Source organism: Caballeronia ptereochthonis, assembly GCF_001545075.1.
Classification (GTDB): Bacteria; Pseudomonadota; Gammaproteobacteria; order Burkholderiales; family Burkholderiaceae; genus Caballeronia; species Caballeronia ptereochthonis.
In genome coordinates this window covers 227,571-252,024 of the sequence record NZ_FCOB02000004.1, presented here as the reverse complement: position 1 = coordinate 252,024, position 24,454 = coordinate 227,571, and the positions used below count along the sequence as shown (strand labels likewise).

The 24,454-nt window shown below is 69.4% G+C and carries 12 protein-coding genes; 3 read left to right on the top strand and 9 right to left on the bottom strand.

Translation table 11 applies throughout. The features are described 5' to 3' along the window. Positions 1 to 15: 15 nt before the first annotated feature. From AWB83_RS36935 to tssJ, 9 genes are all read right to left on the bottom strand, one after another. Positions 16 to 771 (bottom strand): glycosyltransferase family 2 protein, encoded by a 756-nt coding sequence (locus AWB83_RS36935; RefSeq protein WP_244197598.1) that lies wholly within the window; start codon positions 769 to 771, stop codon positions 16 to 18. Continuing rightward, on the bottom strand, positions 768 to 1,484 hold the full coding sequence (locus AWB83_RS06055) for a response regulator transcription factor (protein WP_087043368.1): 717 nt from the start codon (positions 1,482 to 1,484) through the stop codon (positions 768 to 770). The genes AWB83_RS36935 and AWB83_RS06055 overlap by 4 nt, the downstream gene beginning before the upstream one ends. 72 nt (positions 1,485 to 1,556) lie before the next feature. Continuing rightward, positions 1,557 to 3,503, bottom strand: coding sequence for a murein transglycosylase A (mltA, locus tag AWB83_RS06050; RefSeq protein ID WP_167389078.1), 1,947 nt, complete (start codon positions 3,501 to 3,503; stop codon positions 1,557 to 1,559). A gap of 71 nt (positions 3,504 to 3,574) precedes the next feature. After that, on the bottom strand, positions 3,575 to 5,494 hold the full coding sequence (locus tag AWB83_RS06045; RefSeq protein ID WP_087043366.1) for a serine/threonine-protein kinase: 1,920 nt from the start codon (positions 5,492 to 5,494) through the stop codon (positions 3,575 to 3,577). After that, positions 5,491 to 6,243 carry a type VI secretion system-associated protein TagF gene (gene tagF / locus AWB83_RS06040; RefSeq protein WP_087043364.1) on the bottom strand — a complete coding sequence of 251 codons (753 nt, stop codon included), beginning with the start codon at positions 6,241 to 6,243 and terminating at the stop codon, positions 5,491 to 5,493. The genes AWB83_RS06045 and tagF overlap by 4 nt, the downstream gene beginning before the upstream one ends. Beyond that, the gene (tssM, locus tag AWB83_RS06035; RefSeq protein WP_087043362.1) at positions 6,240 to 9,866 is read right to left on the bottom strand and encodes a type VI secretion system membrane subunit TssM; all 3,627 of its coding nucleotides are present in this window, start codon (positions 9,864 to 9,866) and stop codon (positions 6,240 to 6,242) included. Before tssM ends, tagF begins: the two co-directional genes overlap by 4 nt. A 2-nt stretch (positions 9,867 to 9,868) precedes the next feature. Further along, positions 9,869 to 11,185, bottom strand: coding sequence for a DotU family type VI secretion system protein (locus AWB83_RS06030; RefSeq protein ID WP_087043361.1), 1,317 nt, complete (start codon positions 11,183 to 11,185; stop codon positions 9,869 to 9,871). 41 nt (positions 11,186 to 11,226) lie between these two features. Continuing rightward, positions 11,227 to 12,576, bottom strand: coding sequence for a type VI secretion system baseplate subunit TssK (gene tssK / locus AWB83_RS06025; RefSeq protein WP_087043359.1), 1,350 nt, complete (start codon positions 12,574 to 12,576; stop codon positions 11,227 to 11,229). Between the two features lie 134 nt (positions 12,577 to 12,710). Next, the gene (gene tssJ, locus AWB83_RS06020; RefSeq protein ID WP_087043357.1) at positions 12,711 to 13,319 is read right to left on the bottom strand and encodes a type VI secretion system lipoprotein TssJ; all 609 of its coding nucleotides are present in this window, start codon (positions 13,317 to 13,319) and stop codon (positions 12,711 to 12,713) included. Between the two features lie 149 nt (positions 13,320 to 13,468). Here tssJ and AWB83_RS06015 point away from each other — a divergent pair, with 149 nt between their 5' ends. From AWB83_RS06015 to AWB83_RS06005, 3 genes are all read left to right on the top strand, one after another. After that, positions 13,469 to 15,883, top strand: coding sequence for a CHAT domain-containing protein (locus AWB83_RS06015; RefSeq protein ID WP_244197597.1), 2,415 nt, complete (start codon positions 13,469 to 13,471; stop codon positions 15,881 to 15,883). A gap of 81 nt (positions 15,884 to 15,964) precedes the next feature. Further along, positions 15,965 to 17,713 carry a ShlB/FhaC/HecB family hemolysin secretion/activation protein gene (locus AWB83_RS06010; protein WP_087043440.1) on the top strand — a complete coding sequence of 583 codons (1,749 nt, stop codon included), beginning with the start codon at positions 15,965 to 15,967 and terminating at the stop codon, positions 17,711 to 17,713. A gap of 42 nt (positions 17,714 to 17,755) precedes the next feature. After that, entirely contained in the window at positions 17,756 to 24,448 is a 6,693-nt protein-coding gene (locus tag AWB83_RS06005) for a two-partner secretion domain-containing protein (RefSeq protein WP_087043355.1), read from the top strand. Positions 24,449 to 24,454 lie beyond the last annotated feature (6 nt).

Sequence of the window (24,454 nt, the reverse complement as noted above, 5' to 3'; positions counted from 1 at the left end):
TTCCGGCCTTGCGTTTCAGCCGATGTTGCCGCGCATGCGCAGCGCGCGTAGATATTGCCCGGCCACTTCCGACGCGCCGTAGTGCACGATCGTCTGGTCGACGAGCGCCCAGACCGAGGCGCCGCCGAGCCGCACGCGCCGGCAGAAGGAGAGGTCTTCGGACAGATAGCAACCCTGTTCTTCGATGGTGTCAAAAAAACCGTAGAACTGGCCTGCGGGCAGCATGTCGCGATATTGCTCGGGCGCGGCATAGCATTGCGCGAACGGCTTCGCGGCTTCGAACGCATCGCGCCGCGCAAGAAAGATGCCCGTGCCCACGTGCTCCGCTTCGACGAAGCCATCCGTCACGCGTGCGCGGCCATCGTCCGTTGTCTTGAGCCGCACCGTATAGTCGGCATGCTTTTCGAGCCACTCACGCAGCGAAAGTCCCTGATCGGACTCGCCGATCTGCTTGTCCAGGTTCACTCGCCGGTACGGATACGCGACACCCGCCACGCACTTGCCGGCGGCGAGCAGCTTCATCACGGCTTGCGGCGGAAACTGCATGTCGGTGTCGAGAAAGAGCAGATGGGAGAACTCGGCATGCGCGACGAAGTAGCTCGCGAAGAAGTTGCGCGCGCGAATGATGTGTGACGAGCCGACGTGCATCGTCTGGAAGCCGCAGCCGGAATCGGTCAGCGCACGCGCGGTTTCCATCAGCGAAAAGGCGAAGTTGACGTGGACCTCGTCGTGATGCGTCGGCAGGCAGACGAGCACGTTCGGCGCGCTCACAGCGAGCGCCCCGTCTGCAGCCAGCCGTTGATGAGCGCGATCGCCGACGAACGGTTGCGCACGCCCAGCGCGCGAAAGATCACCGAAAGGTGCACCTTGACCGTGCCTTCGGCCACTTGCAGTTCCCGCGCGATCATCTTGTTCGTACAGCCGCGATGCACGAGCCGCATGATTTCGCGCTGACGCGGCGACAGGTTCTCCATCAGATGCACGTGATGCGGCTCGAGCGGCGCGGCCGGCGTGCTCCGGATGGGCCAGGAGGGCTCGGCGGACGACGGCCGTGCCGCGCCGGAAGCGTTCGACGCGCCCGTGCCGATCAGGCTCAGCGCTTCGATCGGCACATACGCGCCGCCCGAAAGGACGAGCTCGATGGCCTTGAGCATCACGTTGGCGGGTTCGCGCTTCGGCACGAAGCCGAGCGCGCCGGCGGCGAGCACGGCGCGCATTTCGTCGACCGACTCTTCCGCCGACAGCACGACGAGCGGCAGCGCCGGATTGGCCTTCAGGAGCGCCGCCAGCGACGATGCGCTCGCCATGCCCGACATGTGCAGATCGACGATCGCGAGATCGTGATTCGCCTCGGGGCGCGCGGCGGCGGCGAGCGTGTCCCAGTTGTCGGCCTCGTCGAACTGGGCTTCCGGATCGATGCCGCGCAACAGCGACTTGACGGCCTGGCGGATCAGTTCATGGTCGTCGGCGACGAGGAACCTCATGCTCTCTCCGCGAAATGAGTTGAACGCCTGTTTGCATCGCGCGCGCCATCATGGCGCCGCGCTGCGCATGGTTCATTGTGTATCGTCGACGCACAGATCCGGGTCGCTCACGACGCAATCGGCGCTCGGCATCGCCGGGCCGCCGCGCACGCGCACCGCCGATTCCTTCGCGGAGATGCGCAGCCCCTTCGGCAGCAGCACCCACATCTGCGTCGGCTGCTTCATTCTGCTGGCTTTCTGCTGCGCCTTCTCTCCGGTGCCGAAGAAATAGTCGGCGCGCACGGCGCCGCGAATCGCGCCGCCCGAATCCTGCGCCATCAGAAGCCGCGTGACCGGCGAGCCGCTTGCCCCGCCCTCGCTCGCGTCGATGAAAACCGGCGCGCCGAGCGGCGTCGTGCGGGGATCGACGGCAGCGGAGCGTTCCGGCGAAAGCGGCACGCCGAGCGCGCCGATCGGTCCGGCGGGGGAGTCGGGGATGGTCCGGAAGAAAACGTAGCTCGGGTCCGAGGACGCGAAGGCGTAGGTGAGCGGGGCCGCGCCGGCAAGCGACGGCGCGGGCGCGGCGGGAGGATTGGCTGCATGAGCGGATGGCAGCGCGCCGTGGCCGGAAGTGGCCGCCGTCGCCGCCGGCGAGGTGCTCACGCGCGCCGGCCGCACCGTGGGCGTCGCGCCTTTCGCGAGATTGAAGCCGCGCAACAGCGGCGACTCGGGGGGCGATTCGGGCGAGGCATCGGCGTGAGCGGCGGCTGCGGCAGCGCCCGGAGGATCGGCGTCGGCCGCGCCGCGCAACAGTTGCGACTGAGGCGCGTCGTCGGAGGCGAATGCATCGGCGTGGTCCGGCGTGTTCTGCGTGTTCACGTTGCCTTCTTCCAGGTCGATTTCCACGCCCCGCACGAGAACCTTGCGGCCCTTGGTCGATGCACTGGCGACGGGCGGATTGAACGCGAAGCCGTTCTGCTCGGCATAGGCGAGCCGGATGACGCTCACGCCGTCCGGCAGGACGACCTTGCCGGCGCCCTGCAGTTGCATAGCATAGAGCATCGCGGGGTCCGCGACATAGGCGAGCACCGGCGCGTCGATGCGTCCGCGCTCGATCTGCACGCGCGAGTAGTACGGCACGATGCGGTTGCCTTCCAGACGCAGCCGCAGCTTCTTGTCGCGGATATCGGGCACGCTGCTGCCGAGCTCGAGTGCGTAGACGCCTTTCGCATTGCCGGTGGAGACCGCCGCGAGCGGAATCACCGTGCGGCCCTCGATGCGCGCCATGACCGGCTCGCCGCGCGCATTGGGCGGCAGGCGGCGCGAATCGAGGAACACCATGTCGCGCGGCACGCCGTAGACCGGATAGACATATGGCGCGCCATACTTGCGGCTGCCGCGCAGGACCGGCTCGTAATAGCCGGTCAGCACGCCGCGCGAAGTCTTGTCGACGTTGCGGATCTGGTAGACCGTGAAGTTGTCCTCGAAGAAGCGGCGCACCGCGACGCTGTCGTTCGCGTTGATACCGCGCGCGGCCGCGCACGGCGCCGCCCACCCGGGCTTGCCGCCCAGCACCGCGCAGCCGCGCCGGAACGCCTCCCAGGATTGCGCGACGTCATCGCTTGCCCAGCCGGGCACGCTGGAAAAGGACACGGGCGTGTAGAGCGCGTTCTTCGTGGCGAAGGGCGTCGCGGCTCCGGAGAGCGATGCCGACGGACTCGTGGGCAGCGGATTGACGATGCCCGGCTCCGGCCCCGATGCCGCCGCGCTGACGATGCGGGGCCCCTCGACCGGCTCGGCGGGCGCCGGCGTGGGTGCGTGCGCCTGCGCGACTTTCGGCGCGGGCGGCGCCGGCGAATTCGCGCAGCCGGCGAGGGCGCCCGCGAGCATCGCGGCGAGCAGGGATAGCGTGGCCCGCGCGCCCGGGATTGCGCGCGAAACCGCCCCTGGACCGGCACCCGCGCACGCAGACGAGGCTGCGAGGGAAACCCCGGGCGTGCTGCCCGACTCCGCGGCTGGGCCGCGCGCTCGTGGTGCCATGATGTCCTCGTCCTGCCTGAACGACTTTCGGCTTGCCGTGCTGCGCGCCATCGGGCGTGAAGCGCGACTCGCTATTTAGACGAACGGACGACGTCGATTTTGAAGGCCGCCGCGCCGTACGCGACCGGGCACGAAGGCGCGGCGCTGCCGCATGCCGGCACGCCCGCGAACGGCGATGCCGTAAGGGTCCGCTGCGCCGCCGCGGCGTTTTGCGCCTCGGACGAGAGGCTCGCGAACACGGAGTCGTGCGTCATGTTGAGCGCGGAGAAGTCTCGCGGCGCGGCCGACACGATCGCGACGAAGTGGTTCGCGCCGACGGGCTCGCCCGCTTCCATCGGCCAGCTCGGGCGCGGCAGCACGAGGCGCTTTTTCGCGTTGATGCGATTGTCGCGATCGAGCTCGTTCGGGAAGAGCTGCAGATACTGATTCGCCGGATCGACGACGAACACATAGACATAGCCGTCGCGACTGCTCGTGAGCGAGAAGCGCAGCCGGTCATGGCCGACGACGGCGCGCGTGAGCGGCACGTCCGCCTTCACGGCGATCGACGGATCCGCCAGCGCGACGATGCGCGCGAATTCTTCGGCGGGCGAGAAGGGCGGCAGCGCCGCGGGCGGCGGCGCGGGCGGATTCAGCGAGCCGGACGCGCCGGCGACTTCGGCAGGCGCGGGCCGGGCCGCAATCCCGGCCGATGCGGGCGAGGCCGCATTGACCGAGGCAGAAGCCGGCGCGGACATCGCAGCCGAAGCCGGCGCGGTCCCGCCGCTCGCCGCGCGATCGGCACCGGCGGCGGAAGGCGCGGGTGCGGGCGGCCTCAGCACGAAGAAGCCCAGCGCGGCGGCCGCCGCGAGCCCGCACATCGCGCCGAGCATCCAGCCGATGCGCCGCCGCGCGCTGTCCCTGCCGCCGCCGTTCATGCCGCCCTTGCCGCCGTCCTTGGCGTCGCCCGTCGCGCGCTCGGCCGATGCATCATCGAGCGAGATCCCGAGCTCGGCGGCGAACTGCCGGTCCGTCTGCGGCCGGTTCGCGGGCTGGACGGCGAGGGCGTGATCGATCGCCTTGAGGAAGCGGCTCGAATAGCGCCCGGCCGCGAGCGTCGCGAGCGGCTGGTAGCTGTCGCTCACCATGCGGCCGACGGACGGCGGCGGCGTCTTGCCGGTGATCGCGAAATAGACGAGCGCGGCGAGGGCGTAATGATCGGTCCACGGCCCTTGCCTGAGCGACGGCACTTCGGCGTACTGCTCGATCGGCGCGTAGCCCGGCTTGAGGATCACCGTGAGCGCCTGCGTCATGTCGCCGATCACGCGTCGCGCCGCGCCGAAATCGAGCAGCACGGGCCGATGGCTGTCCCCCAGCAGAATGATGTTGTCCGGGGCGATATCGCGGTGAAAGCAGTTGGCCGCATGCAGCACGGCGAGCGCATCGACGAGCGGCGTGAGCAGCGCGCGCAGCCAGGCTTCGTCGGGCGGCTTTTTCATGGCCTTGAGCGCGTCCTTGAGCGTCACGCCCTTGTAGTACGGCATCACCATGTAGGCCGTGCCGTTCGCTTCCCAGAAGCGGTACACCTTCACGAGCGACTGATGATCGAAGCGCGCGAGCAGCCGGGCCTCGTCGTTGATGAAGCTCTTCAGCCCGGCGCGGAACATGCTCTCGTAGCGCTCGGATTTGACGTGCACCTGCGTCGCGCCGACGCGTGAGGCGAGCGCCGACGGCATGTACTCCTTGAGCGCGACATGGCGGTCGAGCGAGGTATCGAACGCCAGATAGACGATGCCGAAGCCGCCTTCGCCGATCAGCCCGACGATCTCGAATTCGCCGAGCCGCGTGCCCGGCGGCAGGACGTTGTGCGTGACCGGCGCATCGAACGTGCCGGGCGCGCCGGTGGAGGGCGCGCGCGCGCCGCTCATGATCACCGTCTTGTCGTTTTCGGCGTTGCTTTCGGTCTTGCTGCCGTTTCGGTCGTCGCCCGGGAGCTGGCCGGTCGCGTTCATGATCCGCAATCCCGCAGCATGGTGGTGAAAAGCGCCGTGTCGGGCAGGCCGTACACGGGCCAGACGGTGAACGGGCGGGGCGCGCGATCGGGCGCATCGGGGACCTCGTCGGGTGCGGGCTGCGCCGATGTCCACATGCTCATGCCGTAGACCTCGGTCAGCCAGACCGGCGCGAAGGTTCGGGCAAGCGCTTCGGGCAGCGCCTCGGCCGACTGCACGATCCACGGTTCGTGCAGGACGGCGGCGCGCGTGGCGGCGCGCGGCGGCGTCAGCACGGGCACGGGCAGTGTGGCCAGCTGCTCGTCGAGGCGCTCGATGCTGTGATCGAAATCGAGCGCGGCGAGCGCCACGCCTTCGATCGCCGAGAGCCATTGCCAGAGCGCGCCGATCTCCGCGCCCGTCGCCGGCGCGCACGGCAGCGGTGTCGCGATCGTCAACGGAAAATGCCGGCCGACGCGATCCACCGATGCCATCACCACGCCCGTCCAGCACGATGCGAGCGTCGGCGCGATCGCGCCGGGCATCGCGAAGAAGCGCCACACCGGACAGGTCAGATAGAGCTCGAGCCAGTCCGCGCCGAGCGCGAGCTGCGTTTCCGCGACGCGCTGCGCGAGCCACGCGTCCCACGGCGCGACGAAGGCGTCCGAGAGCCGGCGCGCGGCGAAATCGCCGAGCGAGGGCAGCTTGCCGTACCAGCCGGCGATGGCCGCGCCGTCGTCGGTGAGCGTTTCGCCGAGATCGTCGCTCATAGGCGTTCCGGGCAGGAGAAAGCGCGCAGGTCCGCGAGCCGGAATGGATTCTCGACGCTGTTCGCCGTCACTTCGAAGCGCGCCTTGCGGCCTTCGACATCGAAGGTCACGACAAAGCGCTCGGGCTGATCGGTCGGCTGGACATCGAGCCGGTCGAACATGCGAAAGAGCGCCCACGGGCCCTCGAAGGCCAGATTGCCCGCGCCGCTGGTCGGCGGCGGCGTCAGTTGCAGGCTCACGCGGCCCGAGCCGCGCGCGCCCGGCCACTGGATGGCCGTCGCGATCTGCGGGCCGTGCGCGTAGGTGAGCACCTGCCCGTCGACGTCGAGCGTGAAGGAGAGAATCGTCGGGTCCATGTCGAGCGGCTTGAATTGCAGGGCGAGCGCGGGCGTCTTGCCGCCCGAGCGGAAGAACACGCTGCGGATCGTCGCGGCGCGCTCGAACTGCGCGAGCCCGGCGGGGCTGATCTGCATCGCGGAGGAATCGGATTTCTTGAAGGCCCACGGCTTCGCGGAGACATCGACGTCCTGCGCGAGGTTCTTCTGGAAGAAGTCGTCGAATTTGCCGCCCGGTGCGAAGAGCGCGCCGAAGTCCTCGGGCAGCACGTCGCGCGCGGAGCCCGGATTGAACGGATAGCGCCCGCCCACCGCGCGCACGCAGAACGCCGAGATCGACTCCTTCAGGTCTGCCGACAGATTCACGCGGCGCGCCTGCTGGGTCTGCGCCGCGCCCTGGCTGCCGAGATCGAGCAAGGCGGTGCGGATCGGCTCGGGCATGCGCGCCGCCTGCGTGCGCAGCTTGGCGGGCGCGTCCGAGGGCGGCGGCGCGGTTTTCTGCTGCAGGGCTTCGTCGGTCGTGCTGAGGTACGTGTAGACGTCGTTGATCAGCGCGAGCGTCTGCGTCATCGGCGCCGGCTGTCCGGCGCCGGGACTCGTCACGAGCGCGCGCAGGCCCGTGAAGCGGTCATCGACGATGCTCTCCAGCTGCGTGCCCGGCGCGACCGGCGCGATGCGCGTCGGATCCGGCCCGCCGATGATCTTGAGCAACTGCTCGCGCGCGGCGGTGATCTTGTCGTTTGCCTTGTCGACGACGGTCGTTTCGCTTTCCGGCTTCGCGCCGAGCGTCGTTTCGCGCGATGCGGCTTTCACGAGCATCGCGAGCGGCGAATCGGGCGCGGACAGGATGCGCGCGATCTGCACCGACTGGGATAGATTGTCCGAGCGCACGATGCGGATGTCGTTCAGAAACTCGGTCCAGGTGCGCGCATAGTCCTGCAGGTAGAGCAGCCGCACGTCTTCCGTGAGGCGCTGCATCGCCGCGGGATCGCCGCGCGGCAGGCCGCTCTGGTCGCGGATGCCGAGCACCCACGGCTCCTCGGCGGCGAGCTGCGCCGCGACCAGATCGACGGCCTTCAGAAACGCCTTGTGATAGCCGTCGAACGAATACAGGCCGGGCACGCCGCTCGTGAGCGGCTTGCCGCTCGCCCGCACGAACACGAGAGCCGCGTTCGGCCCGGCCGCGCGCGCCACCGTGAATTCCGGATAGTCCGCGCCGACGCCTTGCTGCTTCACGCGCCCGTACACGCGCTGCGCGAGCGTGCTGGCGGCGAGCATCGCGCGCAGGTGCGCGACGAGGCGCTCGTCGAACGGCAGGTTCGGATGCACGACGCCGCGCGCGAACAGCGTGTCGAGGTGGCCGGCGAGCGCGGCACGATCGGCGTTGCCGACCTCGCGGGGCAGCGTGCGGTCCCAGTCGGTGACGATCCATGTCTTGAGCGCATCGGCATCCTGATGATCGGGCTGGTTCAGCATCAGATAGGCCTTGAGCGCCTCGTACGCGTAGCCGGGATTCGACGGGTTCGCGCCGCGCGCCTGTTCCTCGATGCGCGCCGCGAGCTTCGGCAGGAACAGGTCGGTGAGCAGCCGGTCATAGGCGTCGCTCGCGGCGGCGTCGAGCTTCGCGCCTTGCCACAGGCCCAGCTCCATCCCGAGCGGCGGATGCGCGGCATCGACCTGCGGCGTCGAGGCGAGATTGCGCACCGCCGAGAGCAGCGGCAGGAGCGCGACGAGGCTCGTGTTCGCCGCCGACGTGCCCGCCACCGCCTGCTTTGCCGCGTGCGCGGCCTGATCGACGCTCGCCACGTACGCCCGGTTGCGTAGATAGCTCGTGCCCCAGAGCGCGAGCGCGCATGCGCACACCGCCGTGATCGCCGCATACGCCGAGAGCCGCCACAGGTGCCGCCGCCGCGCCCATTGCAGGTTCGATCCGGCGAGGCCCTGTTCCGCGAACACGACCTGCGTGAGCAGCCGCTCGATGAAATAACTGCGCCCGCTCGACGGGCTCGGCGGCTGCACCCCGCGCCCGATGCCGAACGCGCGCGCGAGGGACCCCATCACGCGGTCGATCGGCGTGCCTTCCTGCGTGCCGCTCGTGAAGTAGACGCCGCGCACGAGCGGGATTTCGTCGTGCTTCGACTGCACGAAGGTCGCGCGCAAGGCCTCGGCGAGCACCGGCTTCAGCGCCGCGAACTGCTGCGGAAAACCCATGATCGCCGCGCGCTGCGCAAGTCCGGTTTCGGCGTTCAGGCGCTCGGGCAGGCGCGCGACGAGGCGCGCTTCGAGCGCATCGAGCTCGGCATCGACGCGCGCGGCGAACTCGGCTTCGCCAAGCGGATGCTTCGGATCGTACGGAAAGGTGAAGCCGAAGACCTGCGCGCGCTCGTCCTTCGACATGTCCGCGAAAAATTCCGTGAAGCCCGCCAGCAGATCCGTCTTGGTGATGAGCACGTAGACCGGAAAGCGGGTGCGGAACGCCTGCATCAGCTCGCGCAGGCGCGCGCGCAACGTCGCGGCCATCTCCTCGGCGCTCGCCGGCGTCGCGGCGAGCAGGTCGGGCACGGCGAGCGTCATCAGCACGCCGTTGATCGGCTGGCGCGGACGCGTCTTGCGCAGCAGCGCGAGGAAGCCTTGCCAGGCGGTCTGATCGGTGTCCCGGTCGCTTTCCTGGGTCGTGTAGCGGCCGGCGGTGTCGATCAGCACGGCGTCGTCGGTGAACCACCAGTCGCAGTTGCGCGTGCCGCCGACGCCGCGGACCTTGTCGGTGCCGAAGCGCTCGGCCAGCGGAAAGCGCAGGCCCGAGTGCACCAGCGCAGTGGTCTTGCCCGCGCCCGGCCCGCCGATGAACATGTACCACGGCAACTGATACAGATACTGTTTGCCCGAGAGCGTGACCCAGTCGCGCCAGCCCGGCTTTCTGCCCGATACGGTGATGCGCGCCTCGCGCAGCGCGGCGAGCGCCTCGTCGAAGCGCTTCGCGAGCGTCGCGACTTCCGCTTCGCCCTGCGTCGGGGCGGCGGCCGAGCGCGGCATCTCGGGCGGCGCGGCGAGTCCCGAGGAGAGCGCGGCCTGCGTGTGCCGCGCGCGCCACGCCACCCACAGATGTCTCAGCACGAGCAGTAACGCGACGCAGCCGATCGCGATGAAGCGCGCCTCGCGCGATTCGAGCGGATACGTGCGCGCGAACGACACGAGCGGCCCGGCGATCCAGATCGCGCCGGCAATGAGCAGCAGCCCGACGACGAGCAGCACGAGCGGGTGGAAGATGATCGAGAAGAGCTTCTTCATGTTCAGGACCCGGGCTTCGCGAACAGCGTGACCTCGACGCGGCGGTTGCGCGCCCGGCCGGCGGGCGAATCGTTGGGCGCGACGGGATCGGCGTCGCCCTTGCCTTCGGCCTTCAGGCGCGCGGCCGGCACGGTGGCCGCGAGAAGGTCGCGCACGTTCGCGGCGCGTTCCTGCGAGAGTTCCCAGTTCGACGGATAACGCGCCGAGCGGATCGGACGGTCGTCCGTATGGCCGGTGACGAGCACGTTGCCCGGCACCGCGTTGAGCGCCGCGGCGATGCGCTCGACGAGCGGCCGCACCTGCGCCGACACTTCCGCGCTCCCGGGGCGGAAGACGTTGTCGCCGTGCAGCGTGACGACCGAGCGATCGACGCGGTCATCGACGGCGACCAGACCATCGCGGATCTCCTGCGCGAGAAACTCGGCGAGACGCGGCTTGGCCGCCTGGGTGACGACGAGCGGCCGCTGCGCGCCCGCGCGGATCGACGCGAGTGTGTCGAACGCGGGATCGGACAGGCGGCCTAGGCGGAAGCTCATCGTCAGATACGCCGCCGCGAGCAGGAGCAGCGCGAACGCGCCGACCACCCACACCGGCAGCACGTCGGTCGCGCGTCGCCGCGCGGTCGGCACGCCTTCCCAGTGCGGCGACAGCGCGCGCTCCGGCTCTCCGCGCTCCTTGCGGATCAGCTGATAGAGCCGCGTGCGGATCGCATCGAGCGTCTGCCTGCCTTGCGCCGCCACGCGATAGCGTCCCTCGAAGCCGAGCGCGAGCACCATGCTCGCCAGCTCCAGCAGATGCAGATGCTGCGCGGGTTTCTGCGCGAGCCGGGCGAGCAGCTGAAAGACCTTCTCGCCGCCCCACGCCTCGTTGTGGAATGTCACGAGCAGGCTCTGCCGCGCCCACACGCCCGCGCCCCATGGCGTGCCCGAGGCGGCTTCATCGAGCATCGTGCAGACGATGTAGCGCGCCGCCGTCACCTGTTCGGCCGCGACGCCGTTGGCGCGAGCCTGCGCTTCGAAGCGGCGCACGCCGGCCGCGAGCGAATCGCGCAGGGCGGCGGGATCGGCGCAGGCGCTCATCGTCCGGATGCGCGGGGCGAGTTGCAGAAGCGGCGCACACGCGGCGACCAGCGGATTGACCGCGCCGCCCTGCGTGAAAGCCGCGTCGAACGCGCGTGCGTCGGCGCTGGCCGATGCGCCCGGCGCGAACGGACCTTCCGTGCCGCCGCTCGGCCCCGCGCGGCGGCGCGCGCCGGGATTGGGCTTGATCATCGTCTGGTCGGATTCGAATCCGGCGAAGGGATCGTCGTCGTTCGTCATGTTGCTCGATGACCTCAATGATCGCGTTGATCTCGGTTGCTTCAGTGGCGGATCGCCCAGAACTCAAGCTCCAGCGCGGGAAACTCGCCGGCGATGTACATCGCCAGGTTGCCGGTCTGCTCCAGCTCCTTCCACAGCTCGCCGCCGCGATCCAGCTCGAAATACGAATAGCCCGCGTGAAACGGAATCTGGCGCGGCGCGACGGGCATCGCGCGCAGTCCGATGCCCGGCAGCGCGAGGTTCACGAGATCGCGCAGCTTCTCGGCGGGCGCGACCTTCACCTGCGTCGGGAAGCGCGTGCGCAGCGCCTCGCCCGGCATCTGCGCGCTGGCGGCGAGCACGAAGCCCGCCGTGCGCACCAGATCGAGATCGTTGATGACGGCGACGCGCACGCCCGGCTTGCGGCTCTGCAATTCGATGGCGATGGCGTTCGGCTCCGGCACTTGCGCGAGCAACTGGCGCACGTCGCGCATGAGCGGCTCGAAGGAGCTGGCCAGATCGTCGTGCCGGTACGGCGGATAGGCGAGCACGCGGCGGCGCTCGTCGAACGCGGCGAGATCGCCCGCGAGCGCGAGCGTCGTCTGATACAGACGCTCGGGATGCAGCAGCGGCACCTGCAGCAGATGCGCGAACTGCGGCTCGAAGCGGTTCAGGGTCTGCAGCAGCAGGAAGTCCGCGATCTCCGAGACGCCGCCGCGGCCCGGATTGGCGATATGCCGCGCGAGCCGGTCCGCGTGCTGATGCAAGAGCCCCGCGATTTCCTGCGCGTAGCCGAGCAGGCGCGCATCGGCGAGGGCGTGGAGCATCGGCGGGACGTAGCCGGCGGCGAGCATCACGCGGTTGTCCGCGCGCCGCTCCAGCACGCGCGCAAGCCCGATGGTCGCGAAGGCGTCGGTGGCGTCGCGTGCGAGCATGAGCCGCAGGTTCGGCGCGCCGACGCGAATCTGCGCGACGCGGTCGGTGCTGGTCGTGACATCGGCGACCGAGGTGTCGGTCGTGCGGTAGCGCAGCGCGTCGGCATGACCGTTCACGGGCGAGCCCGTGCCGTCGGGGTCGAACTCCTTGGCACCGGCGCGCGCGACCGGCAGCGCGAGCAGCACGGTCTCGTCGCGCGTGCCGGCGGGGATGTCGAGCGGCGGCGGCGCGGGCGCGTCGTCGGGAAAGGAGAATGCGGTGCCGTCGGGCAGCACGCCGAACGCGGACGCGAGCGCGACCTTGCCGAGCCCGAGCGCGACGTCATCGAGCATCACCGACGCCCAGCCCCACGACCACGCCTCGGTCGCGCGCGCATGCGAGCGCACCAGATGCTCGATGAAGCGGTCGTGCTGCTGAAAATGCTGAGGTTCGAGGAACAGCCCCTCGGACCAGATCATGCGTTGGTGCCAGGTCATGGTGGCTCGTATCCGCTTCGCTGGTTTCGATGCCGCGCCGCGCGCCGCTCGCGAATCGCCCGGCGGCCGGCGCGAGCGCTTCGCTTAAAGAACGATCGAGCGATACGAATTTGGAAGTCGGCGCGCGGGCGCGTTCATTTGGCGGGCTTGGGCGGCGGCGCGGGTGCGCGCTGCGCGGCGATCGACACATCCGCCCGGTCGACGCGCACGGTCAGCACGGTCGTCTGGTTCGGCGGCACCGGCACGGTCGCGCGCCAGCGCGAGCGCTCGATGTCGCGATAGGCCGCCACGACCGCGACGAACTTCGTGCCCGGCTGCACCGTCTGCTCGACACTCTGACTGTCGCCGGGCTTGAGCAGGAATTCGTTCTTCGCATTGAGATCCGCGCCGAGCGTCGCCTGGTCACGGCCGTAGAGCGTGAAGAAATCGGCGCTGTCGAAAGCGGCGGTCGCCTTCAGCTCGTACACCCGCACGAGCACGGGCGACGGCCGGCCGGTGTGATCCGGATTGACCTTGTCGAGTGCGTTCACGTTGATGCGCACGACCGTCGGCGGGGGCGGCGGAGGAGGCGGCGGCGACTTGCATGCCGCGACGGCGAACACGCCCAGAACGACGAGCGGACGCACGCGCGAGGGGACGCGCCGGACCGCCCGCGCGACAATCCGCGCCGCGCCGCCCGCACCCGCGAAGCCGGTGAGGCGCGATACGCACGCGCCGCGCGCAATCGGATCGACGTTTCGCATGAGTGTTCTGTGTGCCTTCCAACACAGCACCAGACGAACGATGCCGCCGCGTTTTCAAATCCGCCGAACTGGTTCGTCTAGTCGTGGCACCGCGGCGGCGGCATGCCGCTCGCGCCGGTGCGAGGCGACGGTCATCGAGGAGCGCATTCGTGATACCGATCGAGCGGATCGCGTCGGCCCGTGTCGAGGTCGATGCACACGCGCCCGCGAGCGGCGCGCCGGAGCGGGTTTGCGTCGCGCTCGCGCTGCTTTCGGCGCTCGCGCTGGCAGCATCCGCCGCACATGCGCAGCACGCGCCGGCCACGCTGAATTCGGCGTGCGCGCCGGATGCCGCGAGCATGCAGATCGCCTACAACGATCTGCGCGAGCCGGCCATGCAGCTCGCGCAGAACACGCAGAGCGCGCCGGCCGCGAGTGGCGCGCGCAAGGTGCCGACGCCCGCATCCACGCAGAAAGCGCAGAAGAGCGCCACGGCCGGCCAGGCGAAACAGAGTGCGCCGAGCCGGCCCGCATCCGATGCCCAGCAAGATGCGCCGCTCACGCCCGCCGCGCGCGACGCCGAAGCCCGCGTGCGCGATGCCGAAACCATCGCGACGCTGTCGCAGGAAGGGCAGTTGCTGCTCGCGCGCGATCAGGTCAAGCTCGACGGCTATGCGTACTGCAGCATGTCGGTCGCGGCGGCCGAGCGTGGCGACTTCCGCGAGAGCATCGAGGCGGCGTCGCGCGCGCTCGTCGTCGCGCGGCAGACGGATAACCCGAACCTCGCCGCGCTGTCGCGCCGCGATCTGGCGATCGCCTACAGCTACGCGGGGGATCTCGACGATGCCGAGCGCTACGCGAAGGAGGCGATCGCCGCTGGCGCGAAGAATCCCGAGCAGGTGCTCGCGCCCGCGCACAAGGTGCTGGGCGACATCGCAGCGCGCCGCGGCGACGCGAACGCGGCGCTCACGGAATATCGCGCGGCGCTGGAAACGGCGTCGCCACGCTATCGGCCGTTGGTGCTCCTGTCGATCACCAACGCGCAGATCGCGAGCGGCGACCCGGCCGGCGCGCGCGCGACCTTCGAGCAGACGGCCGATGTCAATGGCACCTTGCTCGCGCCGCTGCGCAAGCGCATCGAAGGTAATTTGCTGCTCGCCGAGAACAAGCCCGAGGAGGCGCTCGCCGCGTTCTCCGCGAGCGCGACCAAGGGCGGCTCGGACGCGAACTATGACAACCTGTGGGCGCACGAAGGCATGGGCCGCGCCTACCTCGCGCTCGGCAAGCGAAAGGAGGCGCGCGCCGCGTGGCTCGCCGCGCTCGACGATTCCGAATCGATCCGCGCGCGCTTTCGCAGCGACGAGTTCAAGACAGGCCTCTTTTCCGACACGCAGACGGTTTTCGAGGAAACCATCGCGCTGGTGGTCGAGGATGGCGACTATCCGCTCGCGTGGACGCTTTCGGAAAGAAGCCGCGGCCGCGCGCTGCTCGATGTCGTGCGCAACCGGCTCGCGAACAACGTCGACGAGACGCAGCTGAACGGCCGCACGCTCTCGCTCGACGACGTGCGCGGCACGCTCAAGCCCGGCGAGGCGATCGTCGAATATCACGGCCTGCCCGACCGCCTGATTGCGTGGGTCGTGCGCGCGGACGGCATCCAGGGCCTCTCGCTGCCGATCGCGCGCAAGGACATGACGCTCGCCGTGAGCGATTTCCGCAACGCGATCATCCGCGGCCGGCCGCAGGCGATCACCTACGGCACGAAGCTCGATGCGCTGCTCATCCAGCCGCTCGGACTGCGTCCCGGCGAGCGGCTCATCATCGTGCCGAACGGCGCGCTGCACTACATGCCGTTCCAGGCGCTGAAGAACCCGCAGGGCTTCCTGATCCAGCGCCACGCGATCGCGCTCGCGCCTTCGGCGAGCATCGCCGTGCAGCTCGTGCGGCGTCAGCAGCATGTCGCGAGCAACCTCGTCGCGTTCGGCAACCCGCGCATCGCGCCGGAGTTCGATTTGCCGGGCGCCGAGGCCGAAGTGCGCGCGATCGGGCCGCTCTTCTCGCAGCGCGAGACTTTCCTGCAGAGCGACGTGACGCGCAAGACCTTCAGCGACAACGCGCCGGCGGGCCGCATCGTCCATGTGGCGACGCACGCGCAGGCCGACACCATCGATCCGCTGCATTCTCGCGTGCTGCTCGCGCCCTCGACGCAGCCCGCCGACGGCCCGGACCCGATGCTCGCGGCCGACATCTACAACCTCAAGTTCGATTCGGTGGCGCTCGTCACGCTTTCCGCATGCGAGACGGCGCTCGGGCGCATCGAGCGCGGCGACGAGATCATGGGCTTCACGCGCGCGTTCTTCTACGCGGGCGCGTCGGCGCTGCTCGTGTCGATGTGGCCGGTCGCGGATGAATCGACCGCGCTCACGATGCGCACGTTCTACGGCTCGCTCACGAAGGGCGAGGAAGCCATCGACGCCATGCGCGATGCGCAGCTCGCGGTGCTCGCCAACGGCAGGTTCGCCCATCCGTTCTACTGGGCGCCCTTCGACCTGATGGGCAACTGGCGGCTTTCGGTTGCCCGATGACCCGCCGCCGGATCGCGCGAATTTCGTCCCGACGCCGCGTATCGCGCCGGTCCCGATGAGGATGTTGCAGTGAACGAAGCCATGAAAACCGAACTCCTCGCATTGCGACCGCGCGGGCGCTCGCAGCGCGCGCGACGTCTCGCGCGCGCGGCCGGCGTGAGCCTCGCCTGCGCGAGCGCGCTGACGGCGTGGGCGCAGCAGGTGCCCCTGCCGGGCACGGCGCAGGTGCCGAGCGCCGGCACGCTGCTCAACGAACAGCCGCGCCCCCCGGTGACCGCGCCGCCGCCCGGGGGCGCGAACGCGCTGCCTGCGCCGATCGCCGCGCCTCCTGCCGTGCCCGAGGGCAAGAAGTTCGTGCTGAAGAGCATCAGGCTCGCGGGCAACGAGACGCTGCCCTCCGACATGCTGGTCGCGCTCGTCTCCGACAGGATCGGCCAGGAAGTGTCGATCAACGATCTGAACGCGATGGCCGCGCGCATCGCTCAGGCGTACCGGGATCGCGGCTATCCGCTCGCGCAGGTCGTGATTCCGCCGCAGGACGTGACCAACGGCGATGTCACCTTCACCGTGCTCGAAGGCAAGATCGGCCGGGTGCGGCTGACCATCGCGCCGGGCGCGCCGATCAAGGAATCGCTCGTGCGCGCGCGGCTCGCCGCGATCGAGCCCGGCAAGCCGCTCAGGCAAGGCGAGCTCGAGCGCACGATGCTGCTGCTGTCCGACCTGCCCGGCATCCGCGTGAGCTCGGCGCTGGAGTCGGGCAGCGCGCCCGGCACCGTCGACCTGGACGTGAACATCGAGTCCGCGCGCCGCTGGGATTTCGCGCTCGCCGCCGACAACTACGGCGCGGCGCCTGCCGGACGCTGGCGGCTGGGCGCGGTGGGACGACTCGCGTCGCCGTTCGGCATCGGCGACAACCTCGACATGAACCTGCTGGTCGCCGAGCGCGCCGACACCGTGTACGGGCGCATCGGCTACGACGCGCCGGTCGACGCCAGCGGCACGCGTGTGGGGATCGCGTACTCGCATCTGTACTACTACCTCGGGCAGAATTTTTCGTCGCTGCAGGCGCACGGCGACGCCGATGTCGTCACCGCGTCGGTCTCGCATCCGCTCATCCGCTCGCGCAGCCAGAACCTCCTGCTGCGCGGCGCGCTGGAGTATCGCTCGCTGACGGACAAGATCGACACCGTGAGCTTCGACAACCCGCAAAAACTGTACGTCGCAAGCGTCGGGCTGTCGTACGAGAGCCGCGACAGCTTTCTCGGCGGCGGCTTCAACAGCGCCGACATCCAGCTGGCGTTCGCGCATCTGAACATCGACTCGGCGCTGGCGCAGGCCATCGATCAGGGTCCGACCGGGCGCAACACCCAGGGCAACAGCATACGCATGACGATGCAGGCCAACCGCCTCAACGCGATCACGCCGAAGACGAGTTTTTTTCTCGGCGTATCGGGGCAGTGGGCCAACCAGAATCTCGACAGCTCCTCGCGCATCACACTCGGCGGGCCGCGCGCGGTGCGCGCCTATTCGCCGTCCGAGGCGGTCGTCGACGAAGGGCTGATCGCGACGGCGTCGTTTCGTTACGCGGTGATTCCGACGCTGACGCTTTCCGCGTTCTTCGATATCGGCGTCGGGCGCTACAACGCCCGCTCGATTCCCGGACAGGGCGCCAACACCGTGACGCGCAGCGGGCCGGGGCTCGGGCTTTTCTGGAGCGCGCCGTACGGCATTACCGTCGATGCCAGCGTGGCCTGGCGCACGACCCGCGCCGACACGACCGGCGACGACAAGGTGCCGCGCGTGTACGTGCAGGTCTCCAAATCGTTCTAGCCGGGTTGACGCCGCAAGCAGGAAGCCAGAGAGGAGTTCGAAATGAGCGATATCCAGAGCATTCCGACCCGCAGGCATCGGCGGGCATGGGAGCGCGCGATCCGGCGGCTTGCGAAACGCGCGGCGCGCCACGCCGGCCTCGAACTGAGACCGTCGGCGCTGCTGCCGCTCATTGCGCTGGTGGTCGCGCCGGGGGCGCTCGCGCTGCCCGCGGGCGGCCAGGTCGTCAACGGCAACGTGAGCATCAGCACGCCCGCCGCGAACACGATGGCGATCACGCAAGGCTCGCAGAAGGGCATCGTCAACTGGAACTCGTTTTCGATCGGCGCCAGCGAGACGGTCAACATCGCGCAGCCCTCGGCGCAGGCGGTGCTGCTCAACCGCGTGGTGGGCAGCGAGGCGAGCACGATCGCCGGGCGGCTCAACGCCAACGGGCAGGTGTTTCTCGTCAATCCGGCGGGCGTGCTGTTCGCGCGCGGCGCGTCGGTGAACGTGGGGTCGCTCGTCGCCTCGACGCTCGGCATCTCCGATGCGGATTTTCTGGCGGGCAAGTATCACTTCCTGGGCGCGTCGCCGAACGGCGGCGGCCGCGTCGTCAACCAGGGCTCGATCACGGCGGGCGAGCGCGGCACGGTCGCGCTGCTCGGCGCGCAGGTCGACAACAGCGGCACGGTGAGCGCGAAGCTCGGCACGGTCGCGATGGGCGCGGGCAGCGACATCACGCTCGACTTCGCGGGCGACGGCCTCACGATGCTCAAGGTCGACGGTGCGGCGGCGCAGGCGCTCGCGAGCAACTCCGGCGTGCTGCAGGCGGACGGCGGCCAGGTGCTGATGTCGGTGCAGACCGCCGATGCGCTCGCGGCCACCGTGCTCAATCAGACGGGCACGGTGCGGGCGCAGAGCGTGGCGGAGCGCAACGGGCGCATCGTGCTCGACGGCGGCGCGGCGGGCGTGACGGAAGTCGCGGGCGGCGTCGATGCGACGGGCGGCGCGGGATTGAAGGGCGGCAACATCGACGTGACGGGCTATCACGTCGCGGTAAACGACGGCGCGCGCATCGACGCGAGCGGCGCGGCGGGCGGGGGGCGCGTGCGCGTGGGCGGCGGGGCGGCGGGGAAGGCGACCGACATCCATAACGCCGATGCCGTGTGGATGGGCCCGGCCGCGCAGGTGCGCGCGGATGCGCTCGTGAATGGCGATGGCGGCAACGTCGTCGTCTACGGCACGAACGCGGCGCGCGTGTATGGCACGCTGACGGCGAAGGGCGGCGCGCAGGGCGGCAACGGCGGGTTGATCGAGACGTCGGCGCGGTTTCTGGATGTGGCGGGGGCGACGATTGACGCGTCGGCGCTGCATGGGGTGGGGGGGACGTGGGTGCTGGATCCGTATGACGTCACCATCGTGAGTTCGACGATCGACAGCGGCGGCGGGCCTGTCTTCACTCCGACGCAGGCCGATACGGTGATCACGACGGGGACCATCGAGGGCCGTCTGAATTCGGGCACGTCCGTCACGATCAACACCGGCTCGGGCGGCGCGCAGCTTGGAGACATCACGCTCGAAGGGCAGATCGACAAGAGCGCGGGCGGCGCGGCCACGCTCACGCTGGACGCCGCGCATTCCATCTACGTTGACAGAACGGCGCGCGCCAGTGCCGGAGCGTCGATCACTTCGGAGTCGGTCAACGGCAACGGCGCTGGACCGCTCAACATCGTGCTGCGCGCGAACGGCGCCAACAGTAACGACGGCACCGCCGTCATTCTGCTGCGCGGTTCGGACAACGGGAGCCTGGCCTTGTCCAGCAACGGCGGCGATATTTCGATCGGCCAGCCGGCGGCGAACGGAGGCACGCCGCGCGTCGCGATCGATCATGTGGATATCGATACGCGAACGCATGAGGTGGTGGGTTTTGCGGGCTCGGACGGTTTTCTGGCAATCGGCACGAATTCGCCGAGCGGCGCGATCACGATCAACGGAAGCGCGCCCGTGGACACGGTCGCCGGCGTCGCCGGATTGGGCATCGGCGTGAGCGTCCAGAATCTCTCGACGTTCGAAACGACCACCGGCGCAGTCACGATCACCGGCGACGGCGTGCGAACTGGCGCGTCGGTCGACGCTTCCACCATCACGACCACGGCGGGCGCGATCTCGATCGGCGGCACGTCGACCGGGGGCCTGGGGGCGCAACTGATCGGTACGCTCGCCACGGGCTCCGGTGCGATCGCGCTATCGGGCGTCGGCACGACGGGCGGCATATCGCTCGGCCTGGAGTCCATCACGACCACGGGGGGCAACGTTTCGTTATCCGGAGTATCGGCGGCCGGCGCGGGAGTAGCCATGACGACGTCGTCGATCTCATCCGGGGCCGGTGCGGTGAGTCTCTCGGGCGTCGGCGCGACGAACGGCGTGTCGCTCAATACCGCCAGCATCAGCTCGACGACGGGCAATGTCGATCTGGCGGGCGTGGGCGCGACTGGCGTATCGCTCCAGGCGGCGAGCGTCACGTCGACGGGCACGGGTAACCTTTCGCTCACCGGAAGCTCGCTCGCCGGCACCGGCATCACCATGAACGCGGCGACGGTCGGGTCAAACGGCGGCGTGATTTCTGTATCGGGCGTTGGAGGCGGCCCGGCCGGCATTTCCCTGACCGCGTCCGGCATCACGTCGACGACCGGCGCGGTCTCGCTCGCCGGCGTGTCGGGAGCCGGCGAGGGCATCAGCCTGGGCGCATCGAGCCTCCAGTCTGGCAGCGGTGCGATATCCGTTTCGAGCGTTGGCGAGACGGGCGGTCTGTCACTCGACGCCGCCCGTATCACATCGACGACGGGCGACATTTCCGTGCAGGCCGTCGCAGCGACCGGCACGGGCGCGACCATGAATGCATCGACACTTCAGTCGGGCGGCGCGATCAAAGTCACGGGCAGCGGCAGCGTCGCCGGCATGGCGCTCGACGCCGCCGGCATAACGACGACGGGGACGGGCACCATTCTGCTCAACGGCACATCGCCGGCTGGCGTCGGCGTCGCGATGACCGACGGGACGAACGTCGCATCGGCGGGAGGCGCGATCACGATCCAGGGGCAGGGGGGCGCCGGTGGCGTGACGGCGGAATTCGGCAGCATCACGTCGGCCACAGGGAATGTCTCGATCGAGGGCACCGCGCTCGCTTCGGGCACGGTCGCGCGTGCCGACGGTGTCTCGATCAGCGAGGAGCCCATCACCACGGGAGGCGGTATTTCGATACGCGGCATGGCCGCGCTGCAAGGGCCGCTCGGCGCCGGCGTGACGATCCTGTCCGCAGGCGAGGGAACGCTGACGCTCGCCTCGGGCTTGCCTGGCATCCAGATCTCGGGTAGCGGGAATGGCTACGCGGGCGTTTCGATCAGCAATGATTTTCCGGCGGGAACCGCGCGCACGGTCTTTTTCAATCCGAACGCCGGAGCAACGGCGGCGCCCGTGGTGATCCTCGGCGTGACGAACGGCACGCCCGTGCCCGGGGTTTCGGGCACGGATACGCTCAATCCGGGCGTCAGCATCGCCAATACGACGATCAATGGGTCGAACATCACGCTCGCGGGCTCGGTGACCGGCCCGTCGGCGGTAAGCGGGCTCGATATCGAGAATTCGGATGTGTTCGCGAGGGGCACGCTGACCTTGCGAGCGTCGAACAACAGCACGACGACGTCGTCGATCAAGGTCGGCGGCAATTCGGCGCTGAATGTCCCGGGCGGCACGCTCGTGCTCGCGCCGGGCATCGTGATGCCGGGCACCACTTTCACCGTCGCGGCCGATGATCCCGCGCCGATCAGCATCGGTGTGGCCGGCGCGACCGGTCCCGGCTTCATGCTCGACAGCACCTTCGGACAACGGTTCACGTCGAGCATCGACAGCGTCTATATCGGCTCGAACACGCACACGGGCGCGATCACGCTCGGGCCGATGACATGCCTCGCTGCGCCCTGCGCGGGTCTGCCCTCCTTCCGGAACCTGACCGCGGCCAACGGCGGCGTGGGCAGCAAGGGCATTTCGCTGCCGTCGGCGATCTCCACGATCGGTCAGATCACACTCGATTCCGCCGGTCCCGTGACGCAGGGCGCGGCCAGCCTGTTCGCCGGGAGTCTTCTTCTGGCGGGGCAGGGCGGCTTCACGCTGACGAACCCGGGAAACTACTTCGGAGCCCTGTCGCTGGCCGGCGTAGGCAACAGTTCGCTCACCTCGCAGTCGCTCCCGATTATCGCATTCGGCGGACACGTGTTCGACACCCGAAGCAACGCCCTCGTGGCGATCGGCGGTGGCAACAATGCCACGCTCGCGGGCAATCTGACGCTGACGACCACCGACGGGAACGTGTCCAGCAGCGTGCCGATCGAAAACACATCGGGTCACGACATCACGCTCGACATGCACGCGACGGGCAGCATCCGCATCGGGGCGAACGTGACATCCCCGACCGGCGCAATCAACGTCAAGGGCGACGCGACCAGCCAGGTCATCGTCGGCGGCGTCGCGAACCAGAGCGGCAGTCCGCGCATCTCGGTCTCGACCAACGGCGGCGTCGTGGATCTGAGCGCGGCGGGGCACAGCGTGTTCGGCTCCTCGGGACCGACCGGTGTGACCGGTCCGGCCATTTCGCTTGGCTCCGTTGACATCAATACGCTCGGCCGCGCGCCGAACGGCGCTCTTTCGGGGACGGACGGCGCCGTCACGCTTCAGGGACTCACGCCAGCCACGACGAGTTTTGCCGGGACCGGCACCGGAAGGCCCGTCGCGATCGACGTGGACAGCGCGACCATCACCACCGGAAGCGGCGGCATCACGCTCGTCGGACAGAGCCTGAATCCGGTGGCGAATCCGGGCAACGGCGTCGTGCTGCGCGGCACGCCCGCGAACGCGACGCAACTTTCGACCACCACCGGCCCCATCCGCATCCACGGCACGGGCAGTGGCTTCGGCGCGTACGGCGTGGCGCTTATCGGCGGCTCGTCGATCACCAGTTCGGGCAGCCCGATCGAACTGCTCGGCGCCATCGCCGGCACGGGCGCGGGCACGCCTTCGCCGACCTACGGCCTGCTGCTGCTCAACGGCTCCATCAACGCGAGTGCGCAAGGCGGCACCGTCTCGCTAGCCGGTTCGACGACCACCGCCGATGCTGGCATCGCGTACGGCGCAGTGCCCCCGCCGCCCGGCAACGCGGGGTTCGTCGGCGGACCGTTTTCGGTCAAAACGGGCGCGGGCGGCATCATCACGATGCGCTCGTTCAACAATGGCGCCGCCACGAGCCTGCTCGGGCGCAGCGGCGCGGGATCGATTGATGCGCAGGGCGGATCGCTCGTCATCGCGCCCGCGTCCGTCGATCCGTCGAGCTTCAACGTCAGCGCACAGAACACCATGCAGATCACGCTGTTCGGCGTCAACACGACGCAGGGCCTGTCCATCGACGCCGCGACGTACCAGACCTTCTCGACGAACCTGCAGACCCTCGTGCTCGGCTCGTCGACGCAGACCGGGCGCATCACCGTCGAGGGCCCGTGCGCGGGCGGTGCGAACTGCGCGGCGCGTCCCGCCGTGGCGACGAACCTCACGCTGCAGAACACCGGCAGCGGCAGCCAGGGCATCGACCTGCCTTCGGGCATATCGCTGCCGGCCAACGCCACGCTCGCGCTCGACACGACCGGCGCCGTGAACGATCCGGGCGGAATTCGGGCCGGCACGCTTTTCCTTGCGGGCGGCGGCGTGTTCAATCTGCTCGACCCCAACGATGTCGGCACGCTCGTCATCGCCGGCGCGCGCACGGTGAACTTCGAAAACTCGGGCAGCTTCACGATCGGCACCGGGAGCGCGAACGGCTTCGACGCGGCGAGCGGCGGCATCGCGCCGATCGGCGGTCAGCAGGGCACGCTGACGGGCGATCTCGTGGCGATTTCCGACAACGGCAATATCGTGCTCGGCACGAAGGACGCGCCCATGCATCTGCACGCGGACGGCAGCATCGATCTGGTGATGGAAAGCACGCAGTTCCAGAACCCGTTCAGCGCCACCCTGAGCGCGGGCAACGCGTGGCGCGTGTGGGCGAAGAACCGGGACGGCGAAAACCGCGGCGGCATCGATCCGGGCGGCACGCTGCCGAACTTCTACGGCTGCGTCTATAACGGCACCTGCGCCTGGAACGGCCAGCCGTCGCTTACCGTCGTGCCGGGCAACAGCAACCATTTTGTCTATGTCGATCAGCCGACGGTCACGATTACCGTCGGCGATCAGTCTCGCCTTCAAGGGACCGAGAACGGGCCGTTCACATACACGGTGAGCGGGTTGCTGAGCGGCGACGCGCTGGGCCAGGCGCTCATCGCCGGTCCGCTCGGCTCGAACGCGACGACGAATTCGGTTCCCGGCAAGTATTCGATCAACGGCACGTTCACGTCACCGGTCGGCTACACCGTGATCGTGACGTCGGGAACACTCACGGTGGACCTGCCGCCGGGCACGCCCCTCGAAGGCGCCGTCTTCAACCGCACCGGCCTGCAGCCGCTCTTCACCGCGCAGGAAGACAGCTTCGTCTACGAGAGCAATCTCGGCGGCATCAACGTCTGCGTGGGCACGAGCGAGCCGATCCTCGCGCTGCAGCAGTCCGAAGGAGCCGCCGATTCGCTTGCCGCCGAATGGAAACGCGTGCGCTCGCGGCCGAACCTGAACAATTGTCTGGTCGTGAACGGCCAGCACGGCTGCGGCGAATTCTGAATGGAG

Bases quoted from the DNA above. Each gene is read 5' to 3' on its own strand.
- AWB83_RS06055 (WP_087043368.1), bottom strand. From the start codon at position 1,484: ATGAGGTTCCTCGTCGCCGACGACCATGAACTGATCCGCCAGGCCGTC.
- mltA (WP_167389078.1), bottom strand. From the start codon at position 3,503: ATGGCACCACGAGCGCGCGGCCCAGCCGCGGAGTCGGGCAGCACGCCC.
- AWB83_RS06045 (WP_087043366.1), bottom strand. From the start codon at position 5,494: ATGAACGCGACCGGCCAGCTCCCGGGCGACGACCGAAACGGCAGCAAG.
- tagF (WP_087043364.1), bottom strand. From the start codon at position 6,243: ATGAGCGACGATCTCGGCGAAACGCTCACCGACGACGGCGCGGCCATC.
- tssM (WP_087043362.1), bottom strand. From the start codon at position 9,866: ATGAAGAAGCTCTTCTCGATCATCTTCCACCCGCTCGTGCTGCTCGTC.
- AWB83_RS06030 (WP_087043361.1), bottom strand. From the start codon at position 11,185: ATGACGAACGACGACGATCCCTTCGCCGGATTCGAATCCGACCAGACG.
- tssK (WP_087043359.1), bottom strand. From the start codon at position 12,576: ATGACCTGGCACCAACGCATGATCTGGTCCGAGGGGCTGTTCCTCGAA.
- tssJ (WP_087043357.1), bottom strand. From the start codon at position 13,319: ATGCGAAACGTCGATCCGATTGCGCGCGGCGCGTGCGTATCGCGCCTC.
- AWB83_RS06010 (WP_087043440.1), top strand. From the start codon at position 15,965: ATGAAAACCGAACTCCTCGCATTGCGACCGCGCGGGCGCTCGCAGCGC.
- AWB83_RS06005 (WP_087043355.1), top strand. From the start codon at position 17,756: ATGAGCGATATCCAGAGCATTCCGACCCGCAGGCATCGGCGGGCATGG.